Raw genomic sequence first — 22,511 nt, forward strand, 5'->3', positions numbered from 1 at the left:
ACTGCAAGCCGGTTATCAATGAGACGGCTGACTGCGCTCGTTGACGCCCGACTGTCTCGCTCATCAACAAACAACATAAAGGGCCAGCCCTCACAGGCTGGCCCTTTGCATCATTGGAGTCACCGAACATGACCCGTCTTATCACCGGACTCGAGGTGCATCGCTATGCCCCCGAGCTCAACAAACTGCATCTGCGTAACCGGCAGACGTTACCCGCTCCCGGCATCACCACCATCAAAGAGGCCAAAGCCCGCCTGTTTGGCCGCTGGCAGCCAGGGCATCAGGTGACCATCACCGTGAGCCACCCCGACTACGTCAACCTCTCCCGGCTCTACCGAGGGCGACTGACAAACCTGACAGACCTCCCAGAGCACCTGACCAGACTACGCCAGCGCCACAACGTGCCTGGCACTATCATCCACACCCTGTTGAGGTATCGCTAATCATGACCACACCCCATCCCACATACTCTGCCACGCACTATCCAGAGCTACAGACTCTCACACCGCTCCCCAGCATTTGCTGGGGTCTGCCGCGTGATATCTCTCCACGCTTTGGCGCTCGTCTGATACAGAGTCGCTACCGGCTCGATTTTCTATCCGATCGAGCCAGTCTGATAGGTGAATGGAGTGAGGTGCAGATAGCCAATCTCGACCAGGCTTTCCCGGAGCTCATCAAGGCACTGGAAGCCAAGCTGCTGACCGGTGAACTAGATGCCCAGCGTCAGCACTGCATCACTATCCAGCACGAAGGGTTCACCTGCGAAGCCGATACCCTTGGCAGCCACGGCTATGTCTACGTGGCGATTTACCCCGCGATAAGCGCGGACATAACGCACTGCGCCAAGGCGTGACCGCATATCCACTGGTGGCCACACTAACACCGTGGTTATGATTCACTACTGACTCACCCAACTAAGAGAACTTCTGATCACCTATTAGCACATGCCTCTGACTAACTACGCCCAGAACACTCCAACAGCCTGAACACCACCAACTAACCCAGCGTTTTCCCCTTCACTAAATACCTCTCCAACCCTGCCGCGCCAACGCGGTGGGGCGATGGCGTATGGAGCACCATCATGTTGCATCACAAACTGATCGCCGGGGAGATCCCCGGCACCTATCTCGTCACTGAGCTGATTAACGAAGAGGACCTGTTGACTATCGCTAACCAGATTGCCCGTCAGAAACTGGCCAAGGGGGTCGCGATTACCGACCAACACTTGGCACAACAGGCACTGCAAACCCTATTGCAGAGTAGGGAGCACGAAGTATTTGCCATGCTGTTTTTGGATAACCAGCATCGGATCCTGGGATATGAAGAACTGTTTCGCGGCACGCTCAGCAGTGCCTCCGTCTACCCACGGGAAGTTGTTAAACGTGCGTTGGCGCTCAATGCTGCTGCTCTGATGCTGGTACATAACCACCCCTCCGGCCACCCGGAACCCAGTAGCGCGGATATCGAGATCACCCAACGATTGCAAAGCGCCTTGGCACTGGTGGATATCCGCACCTTGGATCATCTGGTTGTGGGCGGCGAAGGCATCGTGTCGCTGGCAGAGAGAGGAGTACTTGCCTAACGAATAAGGGCTCAGCCAAGCTATCCTTCGGCCTTGCTGAACCCTTTTCTTTTTATTTTTTCAGGTGAGGCGCAACAATAATCCTAGATTGGCCCCTTGAATATCCAGATCCTATCTAACCACATCACCGCCTCACATCCAGTATTAATCCACGCGCCCGGCAGGGGGCGCGACCTGGTGATCATACCAACAGGGCCGCCCTGGTGTTCACGGTTTCAATCCACGCGCCCGCGGGGGGCGCGACACTCCCTTTGCTCCATTTGTATTGAGCAATCAAAGTTTCAATCCACGCGCCCGCGGGGGGCGCGACTCATCGGCCTGGCGGGCACCCAGTTCACTGTCAAGTTTCAATCCACGCGCCCGCGGGGGGCGCGACCAGGGTCTTTGAATTAATAACACAAGGAGATGATGTTTCAATCCACGCGCCCCCGGGGGGCGCGACTTAGCATCTTCCTTACATTCGCTGGCTGGGTTGGGTTTCAATCCACGCGCCCGCGGGGGGCGCGACTGACTATCGCCATCTGAGCAATACGGATATCGGCGTGTTTCAATCCACGCGCCCGCGGGGGGCGCGACCAATTACAACCTTTCCAACCATATGCCAATGGCTGTTTCAATCCACGCGCCCGCGGGGGGCGCGACACTTCCAGAGGATCTAGTCCGGCACCAATAGCTAGTTTCAATCCACGCGCCCGCGGGGGGCGCGACGCCCACCGCCGCATAGGGGACCCCGCCATGGCCAGTTTCAATCCACGCGCCCGCGGGGGGCGCGACTTTTGATGGCGTTTTGGCGCTTGTCGGGATTGGTGTTTCAATCCACGCGCCCGCGGGGGGCGCGACCTACCCTGTGCGGGTTCGCCCGCTGGAACCCGAGTGGTTTCAATCCACGCGCCCGCGGGGGGCGCGACGCCTTGTACTTTTCTACGAGACGCAGATGGGGGAGTTTCAATCCACGCGCCCGCGGGGGGCGCGACTGCTGGTTGTTGAGCGCGAGCTGGTTCTTGAGCTGTTTCAATCCACGCGCCCGCGGGGGGCGCGACTGCTCGCCAGCTCTGCCAGCAGCAGGCCACAAATGTTTCAATCCACGCGCCCGCGGGGGGCGCGACCAGGGCGGCCAGCACCGGGGAGAGTACAAAGCGGTTTCAATCCACGCGCCCGCGGGGGGCGCGACGGCCCACTATGACCGCGCCATCCTGGATCGGCATGTTTCAATCCACGCGCCCGCGGGGGGCGCGACCGGGGTGAGCGGACTGATAGAGGCCCGCCAAAATGTTTCAATCCACGCGCCCGCGGGGGGCGCGACCATGGCAGTACGCCAGCCGCTGGCGCCCGGTGTTGTTTCAATCCACGCGCCCGCGGGGGGCGCGACGCTTACACCGGATGCGCCAATGACGTGGCGAACATGTTTCAATCCACGCGCCCGCGGGGGGCGCGACGGTGCGGGTGGCTTTTCTCCAGCGCTTCGAGCATGTTTCAATCCACGCGCCCGCGGGGGGCGCGACGAGGCTTCGACTGGGCAGCAGGGGGTAGAGCTTGTTTCAATCCACGCGCCCGCGGGGGGCGCGACTAGATGCCTTGGTCGCAGTGGCGCAGCATGTATTGTTTCAATCCACGCGCCCGCGGGGGGCGCGACACAGGCCCGCCTCGATGCCGAGCGCCGCGAACGCGTTTCAATCCACGCGCCCGCGGGGGGCGCGACCGGCAACGTCAACCGCTAACAGACAGCAGTGCAGGTTTCAATCCACGCGCCCGCGGGGGGCGCGACGTGACATCACTAGCTGGCATCGGAAAAACTTTGCGTTTCAATCCACGCGCCCGCGGGGGGCGCGACATGGTGGTCATCCCCTGGCGCTGCAGCTGGTTGAAGTTTCAATCCACGCGCCCGCGGGGGGCGCGACTCCCGACGGTGCGGGCAATCAGCTGGTCAAAGCTGTTTCAATCCACGCGCCCGCGGGGGGCGCGACGATGGATAGTGTGCTCGGGCGCATCATGCAGCTTGTTTCAATCCACGCGCCCGCGGGGGGCGCGACAATCGAGGCTGCCAAACCAAAGATTGTTGTGTGGGTTTCAATCCACGCGCCCGCGGGGGGCGCGACTTCGAGCACCACGTTGTTATGGAGGAGAGAATTGGTTTCAATCCACGCGCCCGCGGGGGGCGCGACTCAGGGGTCGTGTCAGCTAGGTCAACAAGGCAGAGTTTCAATCCACGCGCCCGCGGGGGGCGCGACTTAAAGTCACCCCTTTTGCCAGCCGCGCCAGCCTGGTTTCAATCCACGCGCCCGCGGGGGGCGCGACGCCCCCCTTCTTGGCGGGTGGCGACTCTTCCTGGCTGTTTCAATCCACGCGCCCGCGGGGGGCGCGACTGTTTGGATTAACGAGGCCCAGTTCCTCGACCTGTTTCAATCCACGCGCCCGCGGGGGGCGCGACAGTCTTCTTGCAAAGACAGAAACAGCCTATCGGAAAACGGTATTCTGCGCCAACCCATGTCAGTTGGATCACAGATAGTCGATCCCGAAAGGCTGCTTTTCAATATATCGCGATTTATCAATTAGTTAAAAAATTGCCAATCTTCCGGATTTTTAATGAGCACTAGCGGTTGGCGTTCAGATAATCAGGTCACTCTTGAAGATATCGAGGGCGGGTTTGGCGCCATGATGCTCCACCTTGCTGCGCCACTCCTTTCCGAGACGATAAAAACGCAGGCTATCGACATCCGGATCATAGGTCTTTAACAGTTGATCCCGAAACCGCACCCACTGATCTGGTTCCACTTCGCATTCAAACACCGAGTACTGTACGCGCACACCATAGTCCAGACAGATTTTTGCCAGATGGCGCAGACGCCGAGGCCCGTCAGGATCTTCCAGAGAAACATCGTAGGTCACCAATATCATCATGGCTGTACTACCTCACCGATGAACATAGGGCGGATATTCCGCCAAATCACCGCGCAGATGTTGCGCAAGCAACATGGCCTGCACATGCGGCAGCAGGCCGACGGCTACTTTTTCACCCAAGAACGGATGGGTAACTTCTTCCTGTTTTCTGGCTTGCCAGCTCTGTAACAACAACCGCCGGGTATCTTCCTTCATGGCGACTCCGCCCAGCATATCGGTTGTAAAATCACCCACCTTGACCTGCTGACGATTGATCAGGGTCAACACCAATCGATCCACTATCGGCGCTCGAAACTCCTCCAGCAAGTCCAACGCCAGGCTATCCCTTCCCGGCCGTTCTTCGTGCAAGAACCCCACTTGTGGATCCAGACCCACGCCCTGCAGCGCGCCACTGATCTCTTTCGAAAGCACGGAATACATAAATGACAACATGGCATTGACGGGATCCTTCGGAGGGCGCCGAGTCCGGCCATCAAAAGTGAACCCCGTTTGCGCGTTGATCAGCTGACTGAATACCCCGAAATAATGGCGGGCTGCCTCCCCTTCAAAACCCAGGATGCGCGCCGGATCGCTCTGGCTTTTCAACTCGGTTACGATCTGCCGTAACCGATGCGCCGCTGCAGAGACATCCGGATTTGAACCATACGTTCGAAGATGCCGTTGCAGCACTACCCGCGAGGAGTGCACCTTTGCCACGACAATGTTGCGGGCAATATGGTTTTCACGACTATCCCCACAATCCGCGAGGCGAAACTGGGCGCGCCGTAGCAAGACATTCCCGGTTTGTTTACCCACCACCCGGGCCTGAAAACGACCAAAGGCATCGTAAAACGCCAGTTGTGTGCCGTTTTCACCACAAAACCCCATCAACTGCGGCGATACCATCACATTGCCAAAGCAAAAGATGTTACCCACCGAATGAATGGGTATCTGCAACAATTTTTTGCGTTGCCCCTCGACCGTCTGCTCCACCAGCAGCGTTTCCCGCTCCTTGTGCAGATAGGCGCCATCACGAGTGATATAGAGACTGTTTTGCAATTTTTTCACTCGTCGTCCTCCTGCATTGAGAATAGATCCGCTACATAGGCCACTGAGCGATCCCTTGCCTGATATTCCGGCTGACACCACTCCCGCAACGAACAGGCCTGGCAGTGCTTGCCCGGTTTTACATGTGGGATCTCACCCGATTTCAGCAATAGGGCGACCTGCGCGATAACCTGATGCGTCCGCTCCCGCAATACCGCATCCAGCGCCACCTCCGTTCGACGCCGTATCTGCCAGTACCAGAGCGCACCCCGCTGTATAGACTGGCCGGTCATCTCCTCCAGACACAGCGCCTGGGCACACAACTGGATAGCATCGGCATCATGGCTCTTGGGTTTGCCACGCTTGTATTCCACAGGCAGCAGCTCCCCGCTGACCAGATCCTTTTCCAGCAGATCAAGCTTGCCGGTCAGACCAAGGCGGAGGGCACTGACCAGTACCCCACGCTCATAACGCACGCCCTTGCGCGTTTCCGGCTCGCCCTGATCCACGCGCTGATGCAGCAACTGCCCTTGTGCTGTCAGCCAGTTTTCGGCCCAAACTTGACCGTTATGAATCAGGGCACATTGCCTTGGGCAAAACGCATAATGCTGCAATGCCGAAAGTGGGATCAGGCGGGGATCGTCCATCGTTTTCACCAACAGTGATCATCCAAGGCAATGACAATCAAAAGCCTTCGATAATTTCCGGCATCAAGCCGTCAAGGGATTCGACAGAAATGTCACCTTCTGCATTAACCATCAGAGAACGATGTACCTTAGCCGAGGAGTATTGGCCTGCTTTACAATTGTGTTTCCACCAAATGACCTTGACGACTTCCATGCTACCTTCTGGCCGTGCAGATGAGGCATCATTCTCGAAAAGCCGGGGCAGTACAGATTTGAATATTTCAGCATCTGCATCACTGAAGCCGGTTTTTTCAGCCAATTGCGGATTAATACTGCCGTAGCACTCATAAATGCTCGTACCATCGACGCGATGCTTCATGCCCATGGTGTCAGAACTACGCTTGCTGCCATCGCCTTCACCATTCACGCTCTTGGTGATCTGAGTACTGGTGATGCTGACCGGTTCTTTACTAAATGCAGATTGCACCGTTACCGGGCCACGAATAGGGATGGAGACGCCACTCGCATCTGCTTCTTTGCCAAAGGCAAAAACCTGGCCGAAGGCGCGCACATCGAACCACTTGGCACAAGCCTTCTTGGCTGCGTCGTCCTTCTTGGTTTTTTTCGGGTTCCAGTTGTCTTTACCCAAACCATTCAGACTGGACTCGGCACGATTACGCAGACTGGTTTCGTCATCCGTTTTGCGATCATCAGATTGCACAAAGATGGATTGACCAGCCTCCTGCAGCCGATCACGCAACTTGCGTTTGATACAAACATCGGTGATCTCACCAAAGCCACCGTAATCGGTGCGCGGGCGATTGCCATTGAGCGGATCACCATTGGGATTGGCATTCTTCACACGCAGGACGAGGGCGAAATCGATCTTGTTTTGTAATGTGTTCATGTTGGCCTCCTAGGCTTATACGCTTTCTTCGGTGAGTTGTTCTTCGGATTCGGCCACTTCGCCCTTGCTCCAGAAACTGTGGCGCTGGGAATGAAACCCAAGCAGAAACTCGCCTGTCAGTGGCGTGTCACTGGTGCGTTCTGGAATTGTGTCAAGCAAAGCCACTACTTCATCCAGCAGCTTCTTACGCTTGGCAAGAAACCCCGCAGATTTGTCACTGCCCGCTTTTAGACGCGCCATATAGGGAGTTAAGGCCAACTCAATCGTCGTCCAGGTTGAGAACGGACGCGCCGCAAAGCGCTGCATGAATCGCGCTGCAGTGGTGTCGCGCTTCTTACCCTCTTCCGTCAAACGCAAGGCGTAGCTCTCAATGCTGTCGGCAATAGCCAGCAATTGTCCGTACAGATAGTCGCGAGTTTTTCGATCCTTCTCCAATTCCATTTGGTAGCCCCTCTCTTTGTGATATCCCTTGAACAAAGCGCAGGCGATGCCAAGGGTCTTTTCCCATTGGCCTTCGTAGCCTGACTCACTCTTCTTGAAACCGATCCTGTTAATGGCACGCTGAAAAACTGATTCGACAACATCACGCGGCATTTCTTGTCCGTCGACAATGCATGGGAGCAAACGCTCTACCGTCGATTTCAGTATCTTTTCATCGATGATCGTCTTTCGCTGAACGTCATCCCAGCGCCCGAACGCCGCAATGGCAATGTCGCGTGGCGATGGTGCACCTATAAACTTCTCATCCGCGCCGAAGTTCTGCGGCCACGCACATTTCGCATGCCAGTCTTCAATACGCCCCAAGAACTCTGAACCCTTCAGTTCGCGGTAGTAGGTAATGGCCATGCGCCCTGGCGTCGCAGAATCGACCCCCATGACCATGACGTCTGCTTCTGGCTTCAGTTTCGCGCCATAGCCAGCAATCGCACGAGCGAGCCGTAAGGCAAACAACTGCCCCGAATCGGAGAAGCCTTTGAACTCTTGGGGTGCCTCAGGCAGCTCATCGCTGAAAAGATCAAACGAACTGGCACATGGGTCGGGAATGGGCTGGCCGGAAACCGCCCAACTCACCACCGCCAAATCAGCTGCGCGGTTCTTGTAGCCTTGCCGTGCAATAAGCCAGCGTAGTGCGTTGTGGGCCTTCTGGCTTACTTCGAACCCGACGCTGCAAACCTGTTTCTCGTAATCAGCCTTGTCGTCGGTGAAGCGGCCTTTGAAGGTCAGGCCGCTAAAGTCATTGGCAGATATGAGCTTCGCTCCGTCTCCGGGGTAGCGCAGAAACCGAGGGTGATTTTGCGCCAAGCGTGTCGGCACCCCTGTCGCTACACACAAGCCCAAGCGACTGTTCTTGGCCTCATCAAACTTTGCCCAAGCCTCAATCAAGGTTTTGTCGTCCCATGTCCCGGAAGCATCATCCCCCGGAGTTTCTATACGCCACCGAACAAAAACCTTGTCATCCTCAACTTTTGTCTTCGCTCCGCTGCTGTTCTTGATACTCAGCGGGAAAATCCCTTCGGACGAGAGATCCGACCAAAGGCGTCCTTTCTTCAGATAGCACAGTATCGAAGCGGCTTTCGGGTGCTTGAAACTCGACGCGCACCATTCCTCAAGCAGCCTGAAATACTCGACGTGCTTTTTTGCATACCTCAAATTCTGCTTGGTGAGGATGTCTGGCACCGCCTGCAAATACTCTGGCAGTAGGCCTTCACTTCTCAGCCGCTCTAGCGCTTTCTGCAGATCAGCGACTTTCGGTGCCTTCTCATCGTCTTCATCTTCGTCGTCTGGCTCGGCCTCTTCACTATTCCCATTCGAACCTGCCAAGCCCAACCATTGCTTGTATGACAAGGCCAGCTCTTTCAGCTTTCCGTGCGCCTTGGTGAATGATTGCCCAGGAACCGACGTGCAAAAGTCTTCCAGCAACTGGACGTAGTTCTTGATGCCCTGAAGATGCGCTTGCTCCGGCAAATCCATTGCCATGTAGCCGACTTCTTCGCACAAAGGATGGGGGGCGACACCAGCGGTTCGACCAGCTGATTTTTCTGTAGCCGGGATCAGCGTTGCCGCTTCATCCCACTCCAGCTTGCGTGTTCGTCCCTTGCGAAAGTTGCCGTCCCCATCCAGGACAATTTCAATATGTGCTTGTTTTACAAAGTGCGAGACAGGCCATGGCCTTTTTCTTGGGTCTTCATCAAGCGAATGGCAGGCTTCGTAAGTTTCATACAGCTTCTGAATCCACCTCATGCTTGCCCCTCCAGCTCGGCCCATTCGTCATCGGCAGCGCGCACGGTGTCACTCAGCCCGAAAGTTTTCACACTCATCGCGCGCACCCGCTTTCTAACGGAACATTGCTCAGGCCGGTCGAAGCGGATCACGCCGTCACGCATCACGATACGGGCGAAGCGCGCATGGAGCGCATCACCACCGACTTCGTCGGGGTAGTCGAAACCATGAAACATCAGGCCCAACGCCAACTCGTCAGCACTATCTAGTTCACTGGCTCCCGATCCAAATTCACAGGGTTCGACATAGCCCTGGCAGTCACGAGTGCCGAGGAAAATATCCTGCCGACCGCCGCGCTCCAGCATGCGTCGGGCGATGTTGTGGTGCTTGTGCTCGTTGCGGTCGGCTTCGAGTTCAGGGCGCGCAGTATTCCATTCGAAATGGGCGCGAACTTGATACTCCACATCGGCCAAAAAGGTGTAGATCGCCAGCGTATTCCCGCCACTGTACTCCTGCGGCTTAGTGCCCTTGGTTTGGGTTCGGATGCGCTTCATCACGCGAATCTCATCAATGACCCAGACCAACGTCGGTTTCCAGTAGATGGATTTACAGATACCTTTCAGTGCTTCATACGTCGGCACCTGATACGAAAACTTCTCGCCACCCACTTTGGTGAGCGGATCAGTGAAAAGGGCATAACGCCCCCACACCCTGAACTCAATACTGTTGCGATGCTCAGTCGACATAGATCGTCTCCATCATGGATACGGGTTCGGTTGAGATCCCGAACTGCGGGCTGTAATAACGAGGATCAAGGGTCAGGAAACGGGCCTGTTTGTTAGGGTCAGCCGAATGAACGGCACCAACTTTCACGAGTTGCTCAAACACATTGGGAAAGACATTGACCGTAAATTGCTGAGCACGGCGTAGCAGCGGCACATCCAATTCCACATCAAAAGATGCATGCAACTTCGCGATGATATCTGTGCCTTCCGGGCCATAGGGCACAATGACACCTTGAGTTGGGGCGTCGATGGCCTTGAAGGCTTTCGCTGCCGCCATGAAAGACTGATTCAGCATACGCTCAGGCGTTTTTCCATATTTGCGACGGCAGTCGGCATCGGCTCCCGAGTTTTCAGCCAACAGGTTAGCGATGGTGTCATCACGCCCCAGTGCCGAGGCCGAGACACAGTAGTCCATTTCTTTCTGACGCTCGAAAAAGTAGTACTGATAGAAGTCGCTCAGTGCCACAGGCCCGAACAGGTTGTCGGCGTAACGTGCGGGGACAACGGCATAGTCATCCAGCAGCCGCAATGCGACGTCGCGCCCCTTGGCAATGTCCGGCAACCAGGTCAGTTTTTCGTCTTCGGGTCGAGGATTGACGATATGGACAATACCTGGCTCTGGCCGACCATTTCGATTGCAGCGGCCGGCCGCTTGCGCAATGGAATCCAGACCTGCGAGATAGCGGATGACCACACCAAAATCGACATCCACGCCCGCCTCGATCAGTTGCGTGCTGACGCACAGGGTCGGTAAGCCTTCCGCCAGACGAGCCCGAACGTTGGCAAGCTCATCCTTACGATGGGCCGGGCACATATCGGTGCTGAGATGGAAAGCCTGTCCCTGCTCTAGCTGTGTGTGGCAGAGCTCGAAGACTGCTTGCGCGGCCCGCTTGGTATTAACGATGACAAGGCTGCTGCCTGCACGCCTCAGCTCATCCAGCGCGAGCTGTGCTACCTCAGCCACGCTCCAGCCACCCGGTTTACGTTGGTCGCGCACATCGACGCGCTTCAGATCGGCAAAGAGCTTGTGCACATCCGGCATGATTTCGTGCTGTGCCGCCAGCCGGATCGCGCCTTTTTCCGCAGCCACCTTGTGAAGCAATGGTTGCGTGGCGGTGCAAAGCACAACGGTGCTATTGCACTGTTCGGTAAGAAAGTTGATGGCGTTATTGAATAGGTGGGTGCATTTGATGGGCAGGGTCTGCACTTCATCGAAGATCAGCACCGTATTGGCGAGCTGGTGCATGCGCCGGGCGCCACGGGTTCCAGCCCCGAACAAGGTCTCCAGAAGTTGCACCATGGTGGTGTAAACCACGGGGGCGTCCCAGTTCTCACACAGGATCTTTTCGCGCCAAGTCTGTTGCTCAGGCGTGACGCTGCTGTGATGTTCCAGCACTATTTTCCCGTGATCTTCCGGTGCATCTGCAGGTTCAAGGATGTCACGGACGACTTGCGCATTCTGCTCGATGATCGATGTGAAGGGGATAACATAGATAATCCGATCAAGCTTGCGCTGTTGTGCGTGATGGAGCGCAAAACGCAGGCTGGCTAGCGTTTTGCCACCACCCGTTGGAACGGTCAGCGTATAGGTACCGCCGGGCCGTGTTGCGGCATCAAGGCAGTGCTGCGAAATGTCCCTGCGCAAATGGTCGATAGGCCGTGTGGGTAACATGGCCGAGAGCTTGCGTTCCAACCGAGTAATCAACGCTGGCCATTTGGCGTAGTCGCCGTTCGGACGGAACAGTTTGACTCGCTGGTGTTCGAAATCGGCGGTGTCTATCCGGTCTGCGTCGATCAGGCAACTGAACAGGTAGCGCACTGCCAGCCCGATTTGTTGGTGGGCGTTTCGGAGCTTCCCTTTGTGGGGCTCACGGTTTTTGGCAAAGATGTTGCCGATGCTGTTGCGCAGTTCTGTAAACAGTTCGGGCATACCCAGCAGTTCATCGATCCGCGCCATGATCTCGGTATCAGCGGCGCGACACACTTCATCCAGGTGTGTCTTGTCCTTAGCCTTGTTCATTCGACGGGAGAAGTTGTCTTCACCTCCCACATCCAAGCAATCAATCAGGCCGGAGTGATGCGATGCCACGCAAAGGGCAAGTACTTGAGCAAAGAGGGACTCCAGCCCCCCCCTTTCGGACAAAGCTCGCCAAATGTACTGCGCTCCTGCGCTAGAGTGATCTACTTTGCCACGCTGGGCATCAGCATCCACATAGTCATCTTCGTCACAATTCACTAGACCAAGTGCGGATTGGATATAATCCTGAAACTCTTGGCTGTACTTGCCAATGTCATGCAATAACCCAATCAACTCACCTGCCAGAGCAATATTCAACTTCCCGGCAAATCCGGCAGCTAGTAACCCCACGCTCTGCAGATGTTCACCGACCAAATGCGTTGTATTGTCACGCTTTCGGTAATGAGCCATCGCTGGTTTAACAGTCAGAGGATCCATTGACTGCCTCTTGTTAAAAAGGGATTGCTCGCTATGCATGGGATCCTCATGATCTACAAATAACTACTCGTTGCTGAAGCCGTTGATTAAAAAAAACAAGTTTCTAGTGAAGCCATCATACAGAGTATTCATTACATCCTAAACGGGTGTATAAATGCACATGTCGCATTTTGGAGCACATATGCCCGCCAACGAACTCACCTGGGATCAAACCCTGCGCTTTCGCCTGTTGGAGATCGTGTTGCAATGGGAAGGACGGCTGACCACCAATCACCTGACAACCGCCTTCAATATCGGCCGCCAGCAAGCCTCGCGAGACATCAATCGCTATATGAGTGACTACGCCCCTGAGGGGCTGGTCTATGACCGACGCCTGAAAGGGTACAAACCTACCGCGCAATTTGTGCCCCGCTTTAGTGAAGGCAAGGTGGACGAATACCTGATGCTGCTGCACCGTGAAAAGCAGCACCAACGCCAACATGAAGCGGGGCTGTTGACCCTGCCGCTGATGGATTTGCGCTACGGCCATATCGAGATCTTGGATGTACCCAACCGTCATATCGACCCCAAGATTGTGCGGGGTCTGGTGCAAGCGGCTCGCGGTCAGTTGCGGGTCGATGTCGATTACGTATCCCTCAGCTCAGAGGAGCAGAGCGGCCGCAATATCGTGCCCCATACCTTGGTCTATGACGGGATCCGCTGGCACGTTCGCGCTTACTGCGAGAAGAAAGGGGGGTATCTGGATTTTGTGATGAGTCGGTTTCGTGGGGAACCTGAGCTACTGGATACCTCCCCTCACGGCCGGGATCAGGATCTTGAGTGGAACACCCAGGTCACTGCGGTGGTCATACCCAATCCAACCCTCAGCGCAGGACAACAGGCCATCATTGCCAGTGACTATGCCATGCCAGATGGCAAGCTGCTGCTCAACCAGCGCATCCCTTTGATGCATTACGTGCTGGAGCGCATGCAGGTGAGCTATAACGGCGATCACGAACAGCATCCGCTGCTCTACCCGCTGGTGCTGGCAAACCGGGGCGAGTTGGTAGCCAAGGGCTGCATCTTCAAGCTCCGAAGCCCGGATTTGCGCGAGAGTTAAGGGACTTAGGGTGTTCCCAGAATAAAAACATGACTACAGGAAGGATAGCCCCGTTTGTATCTACCTACTTGCTCGAGAAAATAGCTGCCCAGCTCACCCTTATGCTGGTTCGCTTCGCTTTCTGCGCTGGCCAAGTGACCGTTGCGCTCCTTCCATACCGCATATGCGGCTGCCTTCTCGACCTCGACCCGTTCTTGCTGCTCTTTCGGTAAGGCACACAGATGGTGACCAATACTGACTTTTTTGTTATTTGCTGGCGCCATGGTGCGCCATCAGTGGCATGCGGGACTTGCACTGGTTCAAAGGTGGCGCGCTATAATGGCTGTATGTAAATACAGGTGTTTTGCCATGAAGCTGTTAACCCCAGACCCATCACCCGCCGAGGTGACCATCCCGCTGTTCTTGCACCGCGCCTCTTGCGGCTTTCCCAGCCCAGCCAGCGACTATCTGGAAGGGAAGTTGGACCTCAACACCCACTGCGTGCCGCATCCTGCAGCAACCTTCTATCTGCGTGCCGAGGGGGAGAGCATGACCGGGGTCGGCATCTTTCCCGGTGACTTGCTGGTGGTCGATAAGAGCCTCACCCCGCGCCATGGTGATGTGGTGATTGCACTACTCGATGGCGGCTTCACGGTAAAGACCTTGCAGCTCAAGCCGAGGTTGCGGCTGTTGCCAGCCAATCCGGCGTTCGCGCCTATCGACCCTTGCATGAGCCTCTCTCTGGAGTTGTTCGGAGTGGTCACCCATGTGATTGGCAATTTGAGGCAGCGTGATGGCTATAGCGCTCGTTGATGTAAACAACTTCTACGCCAGCTGTGAGCGGCTGTTTCGCCCTGAGCTGCGTGGCCGCCCGATCGTGGTGCTCTCCAACAACGATGGATGCGTGGTGTCGCGCAGCCCCGAAGCCAAGGCGATGGGTATCAAGATGGCTGGGCCCTACTTCAAGATCCGCGAGCAGTTCGAGGCGCATGGCGGTGTGGCATTCAGCTCCAACTACGCGCTCTATGGCGATATGTCTGGCAGGGTGATGAGCACGTTGGAGACCATGGCCCCCGAGCTGGAGGTCTACTCCATCGATGAAGCATTTCTGTCACTGTCGGAGTCGTTTGCCGGGGACCTGACAGCCTATGGGCAACAGATCCGGCAGCGAGTGTGGCAGTGGACCGGCCTAACGGTAGGGGTTGGGATCGGCCCCACCAAGACCCTCGCCAAGCTGGCTAACTATGCAGCCAAGAAGTGGCCTGCCACTGGCGGCGTTGTGGACTTGCGTGACGAGCTGCGCCGTGCCCGGCTGATGGCTATCACCCCGGTGGATGAGGTATGGGGCATAGGGCGGCGCTTGGGAGCCAAGTTGGTGGCACAAGGCATCAACACCGTTGCTGACCTGGTGGCTAGCGACGCCAAAGGGTTACGCGCCCAATACGGCGTGGTGGTCGAGCGGATCGTACAGGAGCTGCGTGGCCTGCCTTGCGCGGAGCTGACCGTTGAACCGGCGGCGAAGCAGCAGATCCTCTCGAGCCGTTCCTTTGGGGATCGCGTAACTGACCGTGGGGAAATGGCTCAAGCGTTGTCAGGCTTTATGGCTCGCGCAGCCGAGAAGCTGCGGGCCGAGGGGATGTGTTGCCAGCGGGTGCACCTGTTCGTGCGAACCAGCCCCTTTGATGAACGAGCCCCTTACTACAGTGAGCAGGCTGGCGTCCGGCTGGTCTGCCCTAGCGATGATACCCGGTTACTGCTGCAGCAAGTGAACGTGCTGCTACTGCAGATTTGGCGCGGCGGTTACCTCTATCAGAAGGGGGGCGTCATGCTGAGTGAGTTCACCCCCAAGGGGCAGCAACAGGCAGATCTGTTTGCCCCGTCCTCCGCTCAATCAGATGCGCTGATGGCCGTGATGGATCAGATCAAAGCCAAGGGATTGGGGCGCGTAGGCTTTGCCAGCCAAGGCACGGGGTCGCCTGAGTGGATGATGCGACAAGAGCACCTGAGCCCCTGTTACACCACTCGCTGGGAAGATCTGCCAGTGGCGAGGTAGTCCTGAGCTCGCTGGCCTGCGGTTTGGTCAACCCAAGTGATGACACTAGGTTGCTGTAGCTCAAAACAGTCGCTTGCCATAAACGCATCCTCAGTTCAGTCGGGGCACCTGATTCACCGAGGGTGCCATATACACTGACTGCTCACCTAGATAGATAGCTACATTACCGCTGTGCCAATGACATAAAGCCTGTATCAAGCGACAATGAGCACAGATTAAATAGATTGGTGAAGCAGAATCCTAATCAGGCTGTAGAAGCTGTACACAAATCAATATGATATAAATAAAAAGGACACCAGCTTCACACTGGTGTCAAATGAGAGGTTCTTTTAGCTCTATCACAATACGTTGTGTATGTATCTAAATTACTAAAGACAAAAATATCAAGTCACTCAATTTCATTTATATCGAGTACCATAAACCTAATTTCAGTACTTGGAGAGGCCTCATATATAACACCTATATCCTCGTTACCATTAGCTCCTTGCTTTTCAAGTTTTACAAGATCTGAATAGGAACTATAACCATCTCGTAATTGAGTTCTCTTGGTGAAATTATAGTTACCCGCGCCATCATCAATTGCACTCCAAATGGCTAAATCATTTCGATCAGAACTCACTGCTGCATTACCCTGTGGGCCAGACATTAGGGAAGGTGCGAATAAGCGGGGAAATTCTTCTCGGCTGACTCAGTCATTTCATTTCTTCATGTTTGAGCCGATTTTTTCTCCCGTAAATGCCTTGAATCAGCCTATTTAGACCGTTTCTTCGCCATTTAAGGCGTTATTCCCAGTTTTTAGTGAGATCTCTCCCACTGACGTATCATTTGGTCCGCCCGAAACAGGTTGGCCAGCGTGAATAACATCGCCAGTTGGTTATCGTTTTTCAGCAACCCCTTGTATCTGGCTTTCACGAAGCCGAACTGTCGCTTGATGATGCGAAATGGGTGCTCCACCTTGGCCCGGATGCTGGCTTTCATGTATTCGATGTTGATGGCCGTTTTGTTCTTGCGTGGATGCTGTTTCAAGGTTCTTACCTTGCCGGGGCGCTCGGCGATCAGCCAGTCCACATCCACCTCGGCCAGCTCCTCGCGCTGTGGCGCCCCTTGGTAGCCGGCATCGGCTGAGACAAATTGCTCCTCTCCATGCAGCAGATTACCCAGCTGATTGAGGTCATGCTCGTTGGCCGCGGTGGTGACTAGGCTGTGGGTCAGGCCACTCTTGGCATCGACACCAATGTGGGCCTTCATGCCAAAGTGCCACTGATTGCCTTTCTTGGTCTGATGCATCTCCGGATCGCGTTGCTGCTCTTTGTTCTTGGTCGAGCTGGGTGCCTCAATGATGGTGGCATCGACCAAGGTGCCTTGAGTCATCATGACGCCTGCTTCGGCCAGCCAGCGATTGATGGTCTTGAACAATTGGCGGGCCAGTTGATGCTGCTCCAGCAGGTGGCGGAAATTCATGATGGTGGTGCGGTCCGGCAAGGCGCTATCCAGGGATAACCGGGCAAACAGACGCATGGAGGCGATTTCGTACAGAGCATCTTCCATCGCGCCATCGCTCAGGTTGTACCAATGCTGCATGCAGTGAATGCGTAGCATGGTTTCCAGCGGATAAGGTCGCCGGCCACTACCAGCCTTGGGGTAAAACGGCTCGATGACTTCCACCATGTTTTGCCATGGCAGAATCTGCTCCATGCGGGACAAGAAAATCTCTTTTCTGGTCTGACGGCGCTTACTGCTGAATTCACTGTCGGCGAAGGTAAGTTGATGACTCATGATGAACCCTGTTCCATGGCTCCAGATGACAAACATGATCTCATATCAGGGACTTGTTCGCACCTTCCCTAACAGAATAGCTTTATTAAACTAATAACGATTTATGCATTTTCATTACTGCTTTTTTGAGCGACATTGGAGTCTCAATGCAGCATCCCGGTTTATGTGGTTGCTCCGGAAAAAATATTGCAAACATACCAGGTGACAATAGCAATTCAGATTCACAGGAAATCGAAGATACGAGATAATAATCATTGATTTCATCGTACTCTTTAAAAACAGGGTTTGTAGTATTTTCCAGCCCAAAAAAAATGCGCTCTTGCCCACTGATAAGGAACTGAATATCAATGTATTCACGATGTACTTCTGCCTGTTTTTGCTCAGAAAAATTCGTATCAAACTCCATCACGTTAACATACAGCAACTCCTTTTCCAGCTCGTAACGTCCTACCGGTAGATTGTACATATCGGTTTGCTTTAAATAGCTAATAGCCTGTTTTAATATCGGCGATAAATAAGAGTATGTCTGCGGCTGATGGATATTTCCTAAAATCATAATCTAACTCCGGAGCTGTAGGGCATTTGACCTTTAAAATGGAAAGTGGGAGGTCCTGGTCCGTTATCAATATGTGTTAGCGGACCAGAAGAAAATCAAACATTACAAAGAGAAAGAGTAAGCTCTCAATTAGTCAGTTCTATAAAGACAAGGCTTCCACATTCTCAGGTCGCTTAAAATTCTTGAACAACGGTGCAGTAATATATCCAACAAAAACCACCATCATGGTACCTATCGCGCCGTAGAAGAAAAAGTTCAGGTCAGTGAATGATCGAACCAACAAAACAGAAGCTACCGCTGCAATCACTCCAACTAATGCGCTGTTTGCATTTGCGCTACGGACAAAAATCCCCAGCATAAACAGACCGGTCATTGGACCACCCATCAGGCCTAACAAACTGTTGAACGCATCCCATAATTCACTTTCGTTGGACATAATCAGATAAGTGGAGGCCAATACCCCCAGCACACCCGCAATAACGGTCACAGTACGGCCACTTTTCAGGTTCTGTTCCGACGATTTAGCTTTACCAAAACGACTGTAAATATCTGATGAATAGCAGGCCGAGATACTGTTCAGACTACTTGATATGCTGGATTGGGACGCAGCAAAGATCGCGGCTATAATCAATCCGGCCAGACCGGCAGGCATATCTGTGATAATGAAGAAAGGCAGAATACCACCAGTGTTAAAATTCGTTGGTAACAGCTCAGGATGCTGGCCATAGTAAGCATACAACGCAGCCCCAATGGCAAAGAAGAAGACCGGAATACAAGCTACTAGTTTAGCATTGGTGATCAGTGCTTTTTTAGTCTCTTCAACTGACTCAGTCACGATATAACGCTGTACTACGTCTTGGCTGGCTGTGAACTGTTGTAAACTAGTGAAAAAAAAGCCGAGCATCAGTACCGGTACTGTGCTATTGGTCCAACTCCAACTCATTTGGCTTGCCGGGAAATATTTATCTGCGGCTGCAGATACCGCAAATATTTCAGTGATGCCGCCATCGACTTTGAAGCAGATCATGATGAAGATTAATACCGCAGCTCCAGATAGCATAATCCCCTGAATAACGTCAGTCCAGATAACCCCTTCAATACCACCGAGGAAAGTGTATATAATACACAAGACCCCAATCAGGAAGACGATCATCAACGGGTCCATATCTACAAATGGCATCAGAGCAAGCGCGGTCAAATAAGTTATGATAGCAATTCTGCCAACATGAAAAAGCATAAAAGAAATACTGGCAAATAGCCGCATTCGGATATCAAATCGTTTCTCCAAATACTCATATGCCGAAGTAAGATTCAACTTTCTGAAAAACGGAATATAGTACATAAATACGAATGGCAGGATTGCAATTGTAATGTACTGACCAATCAGAAATGTCCAATCACCGGTATAGGCTTTCGCCGGAATAGACATGAACGTAATCGAACTCAGCGTAGTGGCAAACACGCTAACCCCAGCTGCCCAGCCAGGAATACGTCCGCCAGCTTTAAAATAATCGTCCGCTGATTTTTGGCGCTTAGCAAAATACACACCGACTAGCATAATTATCGCAAGATAGCCGGCAAGAACCAGATAGTTCAGCGTACCAAACGGATGCGTCTCCATGAATATTCCTCTGTTCTTTGTAGTGTAGATGGTTAAAGGGTAGGTTATTGTTTTTCCTTGCTGATCGTTGCCGCCCACTGAGCAACGCCGAGCAAACCGGCATCGGTATGGCAACGCGCGGGGAATAATTTTGGTCGATACAAGGCAGGCATTTTCCCCAACGCCTGCTCCACTAACCCGATATAATTTTCAGCCAACCCGACCCCTCCTCCGATAATAATTGCATCGAGATCAAGGGTAATAGTGAGGTTGGCGATTAACTCAGCGACCGCGTCAGCGGAGCGTTGGATAATGGCTGTCGCTTGGGCATCACCTTGCAAATAATGCTGATAAACCTGCATGCCACTGCACTTGTCACCAAACACGGCTTGCCCGGCAGCAGCAATCGCACGCCCTGAGGCAATCGCCTCTACACAACCACGACGACCACAACCACACAGGGGACCATTGGGGTCAGCAAGCATGTGACCGGAGTGTCCGGCAATGCCACGCGGCCCTGTGAGCAGCTGATGGTTGAGTACTAATCCGGTGCCCACCCCCGTCGACACTGTAATAAATGCCAGATCGGCAAATAACTGCTCGTACGCCAGATATTCAGCCCAAGCCGCAGCCTGCGCATCATTGATGAGGTAAACGGGAAGATCGGTAATCTGAGCGATCACTTTGTGCAGAGGGAACCGATCCAGCCCGCCCAAATTTTGCGGATTCAGTGCGGTCAAGATGCCGTGATCGATAATTCCGGTAGACGCTACTGCCACGTAATTTGCAGATGCTGCCAACGGTTCGAGCAGTTCGGCCAATGTGGCAATGAGTAGCTGTGGATTGCCAGACGAACGCGTCTCGGCCAGATGACGTACAATCATGCGCGGCTGGGATGCCGAGTCCATTTCAATCAAAGCAGCCGCCAGCTTGGTGCCGCCAATATCAACAGCCAGACAGATAGTCATGCTACGGCTCCGTGACATTCGCGTTTCGCCCCTTCCACCGCTTCGGCAAACCAGCCGCAAATATGCTCGATACGCGTGATCGCCGAACCAACAGTGACACAATCTGCACCGGCCAAAATAGCCTGTGCCGCCAGTTGTGGGTTGTTATAGCGCCCTTCCGCCATAACAAAGCACCCTGCTTGCTTAAGCGCAGTGACCAACGCCAGATCCGGCTCTGCCGGCGTTACCGGGCCGACATAACCGGACATGGTCGTACCGATGATTTCCACACCCAGATGGAATGCGGCAATGCCCTCGGCATAGTCGGAGCAATCCGCCATCGCAATACAACCAGCGTCATGGATCGCCTCTACCAGCACCTCGACGCTAACCGGACGCAGACGTGCCGTTGCGTCAATAGCAATAATGTCAGCACCAGCCTCTGCTAAGGCCTGCACATCGTCCAGATACGGAGTGATTCGCACAGGAGAATCAGTCAAATCACGTTTAACAATACCGATAATTGGAGCAGAGACTAGTGTCCGCGCCGCCTGAACGTTCTCAACGCCCTCAATACGAACAGCCACAGCCCCTCCAGCAATAGAAGCCTGTGCCATAGCAGCAATAATTGCTGGCGAGTCCATTGGACCGTCATCAATAGGCTGGCAGGAGGAGACAAAACCAGTCTTCAAGTGGGCTAAAACGGAGTATGCACAAACTAACATAAAGTTTAACTCCAAGAATTCATTCTGTAGTGAAGTTTTAATTCAATCTACTGACATTGGAGTTAAACTTCAAACAACAACACCAACAATGGAGATCTACGCCTCATTTTTTGCCTACCTTAGGCATAAAAATGAGATAGCGGTTGGATTTTTAGCCCAAAATGGAACGTGAAACAGGCCAGAGAAAACAGCCAAAGAAGGGAAATACCAGACAACAGTAATAGCAGTTAGCTCGATGTCAGCAAGCGCCATAAACTTGCTTCGGCGCTTACTTACTACTGCATCACAACACTGTATCAGAGAGGCTCAAATATCCAGCGCACGTGTCGTACGCTGTTTCTTGTCAATTGAAGCACTTATATCGTCTTTAACCAGAAGGGTATAGAGCAAATCCAGTACATACAACTGCGCAATCTTGGTACCAATGGAGTCACCTTGCATCTGCCCTTGTCTGTTACCGTTCAATAGCACCGCGTCAGCATACTCACAAAGAGTGGATTTCGGGTTATGGGTCAATGCAACCGTATAAGCGCCTGCCTCTTTGGCCAATCGTAACGCCTTGATGGTTTCCACCGAGGAGCCTGAATGACTGATCCCGATGGCAAGATCACAGGGCTGTAACAGTGTAGCTTTCATGTACATGAAGTGGTTATTGGTCAGCGCATCCACATTTAATCCGATCCTCATGAATTTATTTTTCGCCTCTTCTGCGGTGATCCCAGATGAGCCGACACCAAAAATGTAAATCCCGCGGGCCTCGCGGAGCTGGTTCGCCACAGTTTCCATTGTCTGAAAACTAAGTAGATTCAGCGTTTCCGACAGAACATTATGAATACCCTGCTGCAGCTTTTGCCCAATCAGCTCCACGTTATCGTGCGGAGCAATATCAGTATCTAGAATCGAACGATCATTCTGATGCAAGGAAGAGAGCTCGATGGCCAAGTCCATCTTAAAATCCTGAAAACCTTTAAATCCGAGCAGACGGCAAAATCGGATAATCGTTGCGTCGCCAGCATCAACTTTATGTGACAACTCGGCAATTGAGAGCTTGGTCACCTCTTCAGCATTCTGTTGCACAAAGTCGGCAATACGACGAGCAGATGGGGTCATGCTTTCAAGCATGCTTCCCATCATATCTAGTACTTTTCCTGTTTTTATTGGCAAGTGCTTGGCGACCATAAACTGCTCCACATCATCTACATAAGTCATTGATATTATTCTTACATTTCAAGCTGTTCTTGTGAAGTAAAGCTCCAATGATAAGAATGAGTTCGATC

The 22,511-nt window shown here is 53.7% G+C and carries 21 protein-coding genes and 1 CRISPR repeat array; of the genes, 6 read left to right on the top strand and 15 right to left on the bottom strand.

The annotated features are described in order from the left end of the window. The first annotated feature begins 128 nt into the window (after positions 1 to 128). The 3 genes from BN1125_RS06600 to radC all read left to right on the top strand — a co-directional run bounded on the left by BN1125_RS06600 (position 129) and on the right by radC (position 1,582). On the top strand, positions 129 to 443 hold the full coding sequence (locus BN1125_RS06600; RefSeq protein WP_042011351.1) for a hypothetical protein: 315 nt from the start codon (positions 129 to 131) through the stop codon (positions 441 to 443). 2 nt (positions 444 to 445) lie between these two features. Beyond that, positions 446 to 853, top strand: a complete 408-nt coding sequence (locus tag BN1125_RS06605; RefSeq protein ID WP_084202272.1) for a type IV toxin-antitoxin system YeeU family antitoxin — start codon at positions 446 to 448, stop codon at positions 851 to 853. A 228-nt stretch (positions 854 to 1,081) separates the two neighbouring features. Then, positions 1,082 to 1,582 (top strand): RadC family protein, encoded by a 501-nt coding sequence (gene radC / locus BN1125_RS06610; protein WP_042011352.1) that lies wholly within the window; start codon positions 1,082 to 1,084, stop codon positions 1,580 to 1,582. Positions 1,583 to 1,794: 212 nt separating this feature from the next. After that, a CRISPR array of direct repeats spans positions 1,795 to 4,010; the repeat unit is 32 nt; unit sequence GTTTCAATCCACGCGCCCGCGGGGGGCGCGAC. Between the two features lie 176 nt (positions 4,011 to 4,186). On the opposite strand, the gene cas2 is transcribed toward radC, so the two are convergent. Genes cas2 through BN1125_RS06645 form a run of 7 tightly spaced genes read right to left on the bottom strand, consistent with a single transcriptional unit; the run spans position 4,187 to position 12,499 of the window. Continuing rightward, positions 4,187 to 4,480, bottom strand: a complete 294-nt coding sequence (gene cas2 / locus BN1125_RS06615) for a CRISPR-associated endonuclease Cas2 (RefSeq protein ID WP_042011353.1) — start codon at positions 4,478 to 4,480, stop codon at positions 4,187 to 4,189. Between the two features lie 12 nt (positions 4,481 to 4,492). Then, positions 4,493 to 5,527: a type I-C CRISPR-associated endonuclease Cas1c gene (gene cas1c, locus BN1125_RS06620; protein WP_042011354.1), complete on the bottom strand. Its 1,035-nt coding sequence runs from the start codon at positions 5,525 to 5,527 to the stop codon at positions 4,493 to 4,495. Further along, positions 5,524 to 6,153 carry a CRISPR-associated protein Cas4 gene (cas4, locus tag BN1125_RS06625; RefSeq protein ID WP_042011355.1) on the bottom strand — a complete coding sequence of 210 codons (630 nt, stop codon included), beginning with the start codon at positions 6,151 to 6,153 and terminating at the stop codon, positions 5,524 to 5,526. Before cas4 ends, cas1c begins: the two co-directional genes overlap by 4 nt. A 37-nt stretch (positions 6,154 to 6,190) precedes the next feature. Further along, positions 6,191 to 7,039 (bottom strand): type I-C CRISPR-associated protein Cas7/Csd2, encoded by an 849-nt coding sequence (cas7c, locus tag BN1125_RS06630; protein ID WP_042011356.1) that lies wholly within the window; start codon positions 7,037 to 7,039, stop codon positions 6,191 to 6,193. A 15-nt stretch (positions 7,040 to 7,054) separates the two neighbouring features. Continuing rightward, positions 7,055 to 9,280 carry a type I-C CRISPR-associated protein Cas8c/Csd1 gene (gene cas8c / locus BN1125_RS06635; protein ID WP_052446088.1) on the bottom strand — a complete coding sequence of 742 codons (2,226 nt, stop codon included), beginning with the start codon at positions 9,278 to 9,280 and terminating at the stop codon, positions 7,055 to 7,057. After that, positions 9,277 to 10,005, bottom strand: a complete 729-nt coding sequence (cas5c, locus tag BN1125_RS06640) for a type I-C CRISPR-associated protein Cas5c (protein ID WP_042011357.1) — start codon at positions 10,003 to 10,005, stop codon at positions 9,277 to 9,279. Before cas5c ends, cas8c begins: the two co-directional genes overlap by 4 nt. After that, positions 9,995 to 12,499 carry a CRISPR-associated helicase/endonuclease Cas3 gene (locus BN1125_RS06645; protein WP_052446092.1) on the bottom strand — a complete coding sequence of 835 codons (2,505 nt, stop codon included), beginning with the start codon at positions 12,497 to 12,499 and terminating at the stop codon, positions 9,995 to 9,997. The genes cas5c and BN1125_RS06645 overlap by 11 nt, the downstream gene beginning before the upstream one ends. Before the next feature lie 181 nt (positions 12,500 to 12,680). On the opposite strand from BN1125_RS06645, the gene BN1125_RS06650 reads away from it, so the two are divergent. Continuing rightward, entirely contained in the window at positions 12,681 to 13,598 is a 918-nt protein-coding gene (locus BN1125_RS06650) for a BrxR family helix-turn-helix transcriptional regulator (RefSeq protein ID WP_042011359.1), read from the top strand. Between the two features lie 5 nt (positions 13,599 to 13,603). On the opposite strand, the gene BN1125_RS18485 is transcribed toward BN1125_RS06650, so the two are convergent. Beyond that, positions 13,604 to 13,861 carry a DUF3283 family protein gene (locus BN1125_RS18485; RefSeq protein WP_244268474.1) on the bottom strand — a complete coding sequence of 86 codons (258 nt, stop codon included), beginning with the start codon at positions 13,859 to 13,861 and terminating at the stop codon, positions 13,604 to 13,606. Positions 13,862 to 13,946: 85 nt separating this feature from the next. Between BN1125_RS18485 and umuD the strand changes: the two genes are divergently transcribed. After that, positions 13,947 to 14,390: a translesion error-prone DNA polymerase V autoproteolytic subunit gene (gene umuD, locus BN1125_RS06660; RefSeq protein ID WP_024945037.1), complete on the top strand. Its 444-nt coding sequence runs from the start codon at positions 13,947 to 13,949 to the stop codon at positions 14,388 to 14,390. Beyond that, a complete protein-coding gene (umuC, locus tag BN1125_RS06665) occupies positions 14,371 to 15,630 on the top strand; it encodes a translesion error-prone DNA polymerase V subunit UmuC (protein ID WP_042011361.1) in 1,260 nt (419 codons plus the stop codon). Before umuD ends, umuC begins: the two co-directional genes overlap by 20 nt. A gap of 388 nt (positions 15,631 to 16,018) precedes the next feature. Here umuC and BN1125_RS18490 read toward each other — a convergent pair whose 3' ends face one another. The 7 genes from BN1125_RS18490 to BN1125_RS06695 form a co-directional block, all read right to left on the bottom strand. After that, entirely contained in the window at positions 16,019 to 16,249 is a 231-nt protein-coding gene (locus tag BN1125_RS18490; protein ID WP_208854227.1) for a hypothetical protein, read from the bottom strand. Positions 16,250 to 16,425: 176 nt separating this feature from the next. Next, positions 16,426 to 17,406, bottom strand: coding sequence for an IS5-like element IS5 family transposase (locus BN1125_RS06670; protein WP_042011362.1), 981 nt, complete (start codon positions 17,404 to 17,406; stop codon positions 16,426 to 16,428). Positions 17,407 to 17,491: 85 nt separating this feature from the next. After that, on the bottom strand, positions 17,492 to 17,962 hold the full coding sequence (nanQ, locus tag BN1125_RS06675) for an N-acetylneuraminate anomerase (RefSeq protein ID WP_021229602.1): 471 nt from the start codon (positions 17,960 to 17,962) through the stop codon (positions 17,492 to 17,494). A gap of 139 nt (positions 17,963 to 18,101) precedes the next feature. After that, the gene (locus tag BN1125_RS06680) at positions 18,102 to 19,583 is read right to left on the bottom strand and encodes a sodium:solute symporter family protein (RefSeq protein ID WP_042011363.1); all 1,482 of its coding nucleotides are present in this window, start codon (positions 19,581 to 19,583) and stop codon (positions 18,102 to 18,104) included. Between the two features lie 44 nt (positions 19,584 to 19,627). Continuing rightward, positions 19,628 to 20,530 (bottom strand): N-acetylmannosamine kinase, encoded by a 903-nt coding sequence (locus tag BN1125_RS06685; RefSeq protein WP_042011364.1) that lies wholly within the window; start codon positions 20,528 to 20,530, stop codon positions 19,628 to 19,630. Next, positions 20,527 to 21,249, bottom strand: coding sequence for an N-acetylmannosamine-6-phosphate 2-epimerase (locus tag BN1125_RS06690; RefSeq protein WP_244268475.1), 723 nt, complete (start codon positions 21,247 to 21,249; stop codon positions 20,527 to 20,529). The genes BN1125_RS06685 and BN1125_RS06690 overlap by 4 nt, the downstream gene beginning before the upstream one ends. Positions 21,250 to 21,540: 291 nt before the next feature. Next, positions 21,541 to 22,443, bottom strand: coding sequence for a MurR/RpiR family transcriptional regulator (locus BN1125_RS06695; protein ID WP_231554881.1), 903 nt, complete (start codon positions 22,441 to 22,443; stop codon positions 21,541 to 21,543). Positions 22,444 to 22,511: the final 68 nt, after the last annotated feature.

The sequence above is a fragment of the Aeromonas fluvialis genome (assembly GCF_000819885.1).
Lineage (GTDB): Bacteria > Pseudomonadota > Gammaproteobacteria > Enterobacterales > Aeromonadaceae > Aeromonas > Aeromonas fluvialis.